We start from the raw sequence: 8496 nt of genomic DNA, 5'->3' as shown, positions 1-8496 counted from the left end.
CAAAAATATAGAAAGAAAGGCGGCTTTTCGTTCAAAATTGAACAAAAAGCCGCCTTTCTTGTTTTACATATGTTTTATGAGATGAAAAACTTAAGTTTTTCAGTGGCCTCTCTAATGGGTGGATAGTTTTTTGTGAAAAATAAGGAAATCATGTATAGAAGCAAAGGTAAATAATGAATTAGAAGACAATGAATTCGAAAAAAGGAAAGAGCCATTGCAACATTTTTTGTTATGACTCCCGATCCTTTCTTAATTTCATTTAGTTGCAATACGGTGGATTTACTTCAGCTTCAGAAATAAAATTATATAGTAATTAATTGAAAGATGAATGGGGACTGTAGCGAAAGACTTGTTTTCTATGTGCGTAAAGCAATAAAATCAATATCGCCTTTAGGAGCACTTTTAGACATAGCTATAGATAGCTATGTTTTTTTACTTTCCTTATAGAATCCTTATAATTGTCATTTATTCTAGACTCACCAAATACAAGGAGGAAGTTTAGAATGAGTGAGATGATTTTAGAAACAAAGAATCTTTGTAAAGTATTTCAAAAGCAAAGGGTGGTACAAGATATTTCACTTTCTGTACCGAAACATTCAATCTATGGATTATTAGGTGCAAATGGGGCGGGGAAATCGACTACTTTGAAAATGATAACAGGCATGCTTACACCTACTTCTGGTGAGATTAATTTTGATGGTCATACATGGATGCGGCAAGATCTACATTCTATTGGTGCTTTAATTGAGTCACCTCCGCTTTATGAAAATTTAACAGCAAGAGAAAATTTGCTCGTTCGTACGACTGCTTTAGGGTTGCCCAAGTCAAGGATTGATGAGGTACTGCGTGTTGTGGAGCTAGAGAATACAGGGAAGAAAAAGGCAGGGAAATTTTCGATGGGAATGAAGCAACGATTGGGAATTGCCATTGCATTGCTTAATCATCCGAAGCTTTTAATATTAGACGAGCCAATGAATGGACTTGATCCTTTTGGTATACAGGAATTAAGAGAATTGATTCTTTCTTTTCCTAGCAAAGGAATGACCGTTATTTTATCCAGTCACATTTTAACCGAAGTAAGCCAGGTTGCAGATCATGTTGGGATTATATCGAACGGTGTATTGGGTTATCAGGGAGAACTGAATAAGAATACAGACTTGGAAAGCTTATTTGTACAAGTGGCTGGAAAATATAGAAGGGAGGCATAGGAAATGATTCCATATGTTGCAGCTGAAAAAATCAAAATCAGACATACTTTTTTGAATAAGCTTATATGGTTAGCTCCATTCGCTACAATGTTGTTAGCTTTTTTATTATCGATGGATTATTTTCAATTATCCAGTTACAACTGGTGGTACACTACTATTCTTCCTGGAATGCTTTCTTTAAGTTGTGTCCTTATTGTGGAGAAGGATAAAGAAATGAATAATCGGGCCATTTTATCTTTACCAATTTCATTAAAACGAGTATGGCTTTCTAAAATATTACTGATTTTAGGGATTTTAATCTGTTCCTGCATAATTATTTTTTGTGGAATACAGTTATCTAGCTTACTAGTAAACAAAGAGAACTTCAAAATCATTCCTTCGATGAATGTATTATTAGGAAGCATTGTTTTAATCGTAACTATTATGTGGCAAATTCCTATCTGCTTGTTTTTAGGTAACAAAATAGGTTTATTTCCGACAATTCTCTTAAATATGGGAGCAAATGTATTTTTAGGAATTCTATTTGCAACAAAAAGTATGTGGTGGATGAATCCATTTACATATCCAAGTAGGCTCATGATACCAATTGTAAAAATATTACCGAATGGGTTGTATGCAGAACCAAAGAGTGCAACGTTTACCCCAGAACTTCTATCCTATTCTGTAATACTGCCAAGCGTAGTCATTTCGGTAGTGCTGTTCCTTTTCTTCACCTATATAACGACAAAATGGTTTGCAAAGCAGGAGGCAAAATAAAATGGGAGTTTTGTCGAGGGTATTAAGAGCTGATTTTCTAAAGGTGAAGGGTACAATTTTTTACTGGGTACACATAGTGATGCCAATCATCGGGATTGTTCTTTTTTTAAGTTACTATTCCTTTTCCAAAGTTGATTCTATTAGTAAGGTTCCAGTCTATATACAAGCGTTATCCATGGTTTTTCCTTTGCTAATTAGTGTTGTATGTTCTTTTGTTGTGGAACAGGAATCGTTGGCAGGGAACTTTACAGAACTTTTATCAACAGAATACGGAAAGCAAAAAGCATTTATTAGTAAAGTATGTTTGCTGTTAATATGCGGGTTTTGTTCGACTATATTGGCAGTCTTTGGGTTTGCGGCAGGGTTTCATTTTCTGCTAGGGCAGAATGAACTTCCATTTTCTTCCTATTTCGAGATTTCTTTCGTCCTTTTTGGATGTCAGATTTTTATGTATCTATTCCATCTGTTTTTGAACTTTCGCTTTAGTAAAGGTGCTTCCATTGGAATGGGAATTATAGAAAGCTTGCTGGCGGCTTTAATGATTACCGGGATGGGAGAGATTATTTGGAAATATATGCCGTGTGCGTGGGGGATAAGATTGTGCAGTAGTTTTTTTGCATACAGATTGAGTCCAGATTCGTTTCATGCTGTGCCAGGAGATACTCAAATGGGAGTAGTTATATGTATTTGCTCAACGATCATTGCGTTTGTTATGTCCCTTATTTGGTTTTCCTACTATGAAGGGCGGAAAGAAATGTAAACACATTTTGTAAACACAGCATTATAATGGAAGTTAGAGGAGGGGACCTGTATGGCAAAAATATTAGCAATTGATGATGAAGAAGGCATTCTTTATATTATAAAAAGCGCTTTAGAAAAAGAAGGACATGAGGTAACTGCCGTTCGTAATCCTCTTACGATTTCCAAGAACAAGTTTTGTCATTATGATTTAATTCTATTAGATGTCATGATGCCGGAAATAGATGGATTTACACTTTGTAAGGAGATCCGAAACTTGGTGGATAGTCCAATTGTGTTTCTAACTGCGAAAACAATGGAAAAGGATTTGATCACAGGGCTTAGTCTTGGCGGAGATGATTATATTACAAAACCTTTTGGAATTGGCGAACTGCGTGCAAGAGTGTCAGCACATGTAAGGCGTGAACATAGGGAAAAGCAAAATGCATTTTCTCTGTCGGGTCTTACATTTAATCTATCGTGTAAAGAAATAAAGTATGACGAAACAGTTATTCCGTTTACGAAAAGCGAGTACGGAATTTGTGAATATTTAGCTTTGAATCACGGTCAAGTCTTTTCAAGAGAAAAAATCTATGAAAATGTTTTTGGATATGATGGTGATAGTGACAATCAAGTCATTGTGGAACATATTAAAAATGTTCGCTACAAATTAGCTAAGTATGGTATGAATCCAATCGAAACAGTGTGGGGAATCGGATATAAATGGAAAAAGTGAAAAAACAAATTAATCTCCGCAAAATTTTTATACGGTATATTTTCGCATTTTCAATAGGGACGATTGCTTTAGTTGCTATTCATATGAGTTTGTTCAGCTTTGGAGTTAACACAGGGGTGATTCTTCCGGCCAATTATTATGAGAAACAGATTGAATCGCAAAGAGACGCCATAGTAAAAGCGGAACAGGGCGATGATCGGATTTTAAAACAATATAAATATGTTGTGTATGACTTTTCAGGAAAAATTATTCAAGGAAATATTCATAAAAATGATGCGAGGCAAATATGGGATAACGTCCAGAACAATCAAATAGGTGGCGGAGGATACTACTATGCAGTTATGAAGCGAAATAAAGATATTTGTGTCGTTTTATATACTTTGCATACGAATTATAAAAATCCTGTTTTGCAGAAGTATTTACCAATCCCGGACATTTCTTTGATTCTCTCTTTTATCCTATTATTTGCTGCAGAAGTGTTATTTCTATCTCGTTCTTTTGGTAAATCATTGTCAAAGGAAATGCTGGTTTTGAAAAAGGTAACTGATAAAATTCAAAAGGAAGATTTAGATTTTCAAGTAGAGCAATCTAGAATAATAGAAGTGAATGAAATATTAGATTCCTTAGTAAAAATGAAAGATGAACTGAACGATTCACTGCGTAAACAGTGGGAGATGGAAACGAATCGAAGAGAACAGATTGCTGCTTTAGCACATGATGTCAAAACGCCATTAACGATACTGAGAGGGAATGCCGAGCTGTTAAATGAATTCGTGCTAGATTCGGATCAAAAGAAATGTAATGAGCATATTTTGAAAAGTGTTGCTGAAATGGAAATGTATATGCAATCATTGCTCGACATTACGAAAAGTGAGAAAGTTACTTCACTTCAATTTAAGCAAATAGAACTCCAAAACTTTATTAATAATCTTATAGAGGAAAGTGCAATTTGTGCTTTGGACAAACAGTTAAACCTAATCAAAGAGGTTAAAGAAATACCAAATTTTATTCATGCTGATGAGGCTGCTTTGAAAAGAGCGATTATGAATGTGATGATGAATGCCATTGAATATTCCCCAGTACATGGTGACTTGAAGTTTTCAGTTGAAACCATGAATGATAAGGTCCAATTTATTATCGAGGACGCAGGAAGAGGATTTACAAAAGAAGAAATGAATGCAGCCACAGAGCAGTTTTTTAGAGGAGATAAAAGTAGAAACTCAAAACATCACCATGGAATCGGACTATATATTGCTAAAAACTTTGCGAAGCAGCATGGTGGAAATATTTACTTAAGTCATTCAGAAAAGCTAGGCGGGGCAAAAGTTATTTTGGAAATAGCGGTGTAGTGGAGAAAATGTATAAAAAAGGATCTGACTAAAAAGGCCACTTTTTAGTCAGATCCTTTCTTTTCGGTATGATTCAATTCAGCGCCTCGGCTACTCGTATGTCGAATATCGTCGGGAAGTCGATATACTGTGTCGAAGAGTCGATATATTTTGATTTGCGTCGATATATTGCAAAGAACAATCGATATATCAGTGGACATAGAAGAAAGGAGGAGCTGGCCCAAACTTTTTGGGTCAGCTCCTCCTTTTTTATGATGGGGGTGTAGTGGTACAGATTTTACAAGTGTTGATTTAAAATAAAGATTGATAATTTGTAAAAAACTTTTCAACGGAGTACGTCGTCTAATAAATGGGAAGGAGGAAATGATATGGATGAATTAACAGCAGAGGTGTTTGAAATAGAAGATAAGGAAGCCCTTATAGATGAAATAATGAACAAGTATGGACAGGAGATTTTACAGCTTGTTTATTCGTATGTAAATAATAAAGAGGTCGCTGAAGACTTAACCCAAGATATATTTGTTAAATGTTACAAGTCTTTTCATACATACAAAGGAAAATCGAAGTTAAGAACATGGGTGTGGAGAATTGCTATTAATCATTGTAAGGACTATATAAAAAGTTGGTATAACAAAAAGGTAATCGTTACAGAAAATGAATCTACGTATACTGGGGCTCAAAAAGAAAGTGTTGAACAGACTGTTATTCAAAATGATGAGGATCGTAGGCTGGCTTCTGCAGTAATGAACTTACCAATAAAATATCGAGAAGTGATTTATCTCTTTTATTTTGAAGAATTGCCAATCAAAGATATTGCTATGGTAATAGAAGTGAAGGAAAACACTATTAAAACAAGACTTAAAAGAGCCAAGGAACTCTTGAAGAAAGGATTGGAGGAATAATCAAATGGAAGATCGATTAAAAGGGCTACGAAAGTCAATGGAGAAAACAACCTTTACACATTTGAATTTTTCTGATCAGCATCGTAAGCAGGTTTACGAAAAAATCAATAAACCATACGAAAATGAAGAAGATATCTTATTAGCAGTTTTACAACTTCTCATTTCTGAAAAAACCGGATACGACTTGGCACAGCTATTACGGGGGAGAGGGATTCAAAAATTTGAAGGAAATGAAGGTTTTTTATACACCTTATTACATCGTCTAGAACAGAATCATTTTATCCAATCAAGTTGGGATCATTCAGGAGCTAAATATTATCAATTAAATGATAAGGGAAGAAAGATATTACGAAAGGCAGAAAAAACTTCTACAAAGAAACGATTTATATTAAAAGGATTGATACAGGAGTGAGACAAAATTGAACAAAAAAGGGGATCATTTTTTAAAAGAAGTCACCAACCATATTAAATCAAAGGAAGCAAAGAATTTTGTGGCAGCTGAATTGGAATTTCACTTGAAGACGGCTAAGAATATGTGGATAGAGAAAGGGTTAAGTGAGGAAGTTGCTGAAGACAAAGCTGTTGAACAAATGGGAAGTCCAATCAAACTTGGTCAAGAACTTAACAAACTTCATAAGCCAAAGGTTGATTGGTTCATTATTATTTTATTAGTGACTGCTATGGGGCTAGGTTTTTTGCCAGTTGTAGCCCTTGGACATACGAATGATTTGTTAATGAATAAGGTGATGTGTGTTATTCTTGGTGTTGTGACGGCTCTTGGGATGATGATGATTGATTATCGGAAACTAGAGAGATTGGGATGGCTGTTTTACACAATCGGAGTACTCATCCTATTAATGCTAGGCAATTTTTCAAACGCCTCAATGTATGGAGAATCGTTAATAAAAATTGGTCCCATTACAATTGGATGTTTAATGACTGTACCATTCTTTTTTCTAGCTTGGGCTTCTTTTTTCAATAACAGTAGGTTAAAGGTGTGGCATCTTGGGATTTTGTACTTGTTTTCTTTGCGTCTATTCTTAACTATGCCAAGTCTTTCAACAACCTTTATCTATATCACGATGGTATTCGTTATGCTTTGGTGGAGTAAGTTAGGAAAGAAAAAGGCACTGATCATTACAGTTGTACCAATTTGTTTATCTATCATCGGTGAATTATTTTTCCATCCCTCAGTAAAGGGAGTCCTTTTGGCTAGAATTTTAGGGTACATAAATCCAGAGCAAGATGCACATGGCGCAGGGTTTATGTATATACGTTTAAAAGAGGTAATGTCGTCAGCAGGGTGGTTTGGTGCATCTGGAAATATGAAGTTCATTCATCATGCTGCACGTACTGATTTTGTGTTTGCAAGTTTGACTTACTATTATGGTTATTTGTTTGCGCTAATCCTTGTTTTGATTCTTTCTCTTTTTGTAGCAAGGATAATGGTCATATCTTATAAAATAAATGATCGGTATGGTAAATTGCTTCTTGTTGGTGGAATGACTCTTTTTGTAGTCCAGTTCATTTATAACGTTGGCATGATCATAGGTTTATTACCGATTGCTTCTATATCCTTGCCTTTTATTAGCTACGGATTGATACCAACTCTGTTTCATGCGTTTTTAATGGGTATCGTGTTAAGTGTGTATCGACGTAAAAATTTGATATCAAGTAGTTTCATTTGAATATAGAAAAAGCGTGTTTTGATCAATCTTTTTTTTCAAAATACGCTTTTTCTATTTACCTTGGAATCAAGGTTTATTAAGTTCATTTAATCAAACTTGATTCCAAGGCTACAACAAGCATATTTTCATGTTTTTTATAGGAAATCAAAGAATTTTAGAGAATATTTTCATGTTAGGGAGAAAGATGAAATTTCAATTAGAGGAGAACTGTATATGATAAGGGAATGTAAGTTTGAAGATTTAGAGCAGCTTATGCAAATGAGTAGTATGGAAGTAATAGATGTTGATTTGAATCATATGATGAATATTTATAAGAAGGTTAAACATTTTTTAGTGTGGGATGAATTAGGAGTAAAGGGCTTCGCTTTTGTAATTATGAGAAATGAAGAGAAAAGGGAGTGGGATATTCAAGTTTACGTTGATCCAAGAGAAAGAGGAAAAGGAGTCGGTACGTTACTTCATCAAGAAATTTATAGGCTTGTAGAAAGTGAAAATCCGAGTATTTTAGTTACGGAAGTGAGAGTAGATATAGAAAATCCAGCTTCTTTTTATGAAAGGTTAGGGTATAAAAAGTGGTTTGGATCACCAAGTATGTGTTATACGGGAGGGGTTCAATCAGAGGTAGATATTGAATTCATTCCTTATGAAGGTAAGTTTTACGAACAATATGCCGAGTGCAGAGCAGAATGTTTTTATGAAATCGCTGTGAAAAATGATTTTAAACCATATGTAATCCCGCTAAGTGAAAAAGATAAAAAGATGTTATCTAACAAGCCGATATATGTAACGTTACATAATGAAGAGCTCGTAGGAGCAATTACCGTTGAAGATGGATACTTAGATCATATTATGGTTTCACCGTCATATCAGGGAAAGGGATATGGCAAAAAAATTACGCAATTTGGGATAAATAAAGCATTAAGTAAAGGGGCTACTTCCATTCAACTTTGTTATATAGAAGGGAATAGTAAGGCAGGAAATCTGTATAAATCGTTAGGGTTTGAAACGGTTCAAGTTATGCATGTGTATAGGAAATTTATGGAGTAATGATACATACGAACAACCATCATTTTGTAGCTTAATAACCTTATTAACTATAAAAGGTTATTTTATCTGAAA

Annotated in this window: 9 protein-coding genes; all 9 read left to right on the top strand. The window is 34.6% G+C overall.

The window, feature by feature from the left end:
• Positions 1 to 503: 503 nt before the first annotated feature.
• The 9 genes from MR076_RS24195 to MR076_RS24155 all read left to right on the top strand — a co-directional run bounded on the left by MR076_RS24195 (position 504) and on the right by MR076_RS24155 (position 8424).
• A complete protein-coding gene (locus tag MR076_RS24195; protein WP_242224945.1) occupies positions 504 to 1208 on the top strand; it encodes a lantibiotic protection ABC transporter ATP-binding protein in 705 nt (234 codons plus the stop codon).
• A gap of 3 nt (positions 1209 to 1211) precedes the next feature.
• The gene (locus tag MR076_RS24190) at positions 1212 to 1964 is read left to right on the top strand and encodes a lantibiotic immunity ABC transporter MutE/EpiE family permease subunit (RefSeq protein ID WP_242224944.1); all 753 of its coding nucleotides are present in this window, start codon (positions 1212 to 1214) and stop codon (positions 1962 to 1964) included.
• A gap of 1 nt (position 1965) precedes the next feature.
• The gene (locus tag MR076_RS24185; RefSeq protein WP_242224943.1) at positions 1966 to 2724 is read left to right on the top strand and encodes a lantibiotic immunity ABC transporter MutG family permease subunit; all 759 of its coding nucleotides are present in this window, start codon (positions 1966 to 1968) and stop codon (positions 2722 to 2724) included.
• A 51-nt stretch (positions 2725 to 2775) separates the two neighbouring features.
• Entirely contained in the window at positions 2776 to 3438 is a 663-nt protein-coding gene (locus MR076_RS24180) for a response regulator transcription factor (RefSeq protein WP_242224942.1), read from the top strand.
• Positions 3426 to 4787 carry a sensor histidine kinase gene (locus MR076_RS24175; protein ID WP_242224941.1) on the top strand — a complete coding sequence of 454 codons (1362 nt, stop codon included), beginning with the start codon at positions 3426 to 3428 and terminating at the stop codon, positions 4785 to 4787. The genes MR076_RS24180 and MR076_RS24175 overlap by 13 nt, the downstream gene beginning before the upstream one ends.
• 368 nt (positions 4788 to 5155) lie before the next feature.
• Entirely contained in the window at positions 5156 to 5689 is a 534-nt protein-coding gene (locus MR076_RS24170; protein ID WP_242224940.1) for a sigma-70 family RNA polymerase sigma factor, read from the top strand.
• Between the two features lie 4 nt (positions 5690 to 5693).
• Complete coding sequence (locus MR076_RS24165; protein WP_242224939.1) at positions 5694 to 6101, top strand: PadR family transcriptional regulator; 408 nt, start codon at positions 5694 to 5696, stop codon at positions 6099 to 6101.
• Positions 6102 to 6108: 7 nt separating this feature from the next.
• On the top strand, positions 6109 to 7377 hold the full coding sequence (locus tag MR076_RS24160) for an FtsW/RodA/SpoVE family cell cycle protein (RefSeq protein WP_242224938.1): 1269 nt from the start codon (positions 6109 to 6111) through the stop codon (positions 7375 to 7377).
• Between the two features lie 213 nt (positions 7378 to 7590).
• On the top strand, positions 7591 to 8424 hold the full coding sequence (locus MR076_RS24155) for a GNAT family N-acetyltransferase (protein ID WP_242224936.1): 834 nt from the start codon (positions 7591 to 7593) through the stop codon (positions 8422 to 8424).
• The last annotated feature ends 72 nt before the right edge of the window (positions 8425 to 8496 follow it).

Source organism: Bacillus cereus group sp. BfR-BA-01380 (assembly GCF_022663535.1).
In the GTDB taxonomy this organism is placed as follows: domain Bacteria; phylum Bacillota; class Bacilli; order Bacillales; family Bacillaceae_G; genus Bacillus_A; species Bacillus_A cereus_BB.
This window is presented reverse-complemented; position numbering and strand designations above follow the sequence as displayed.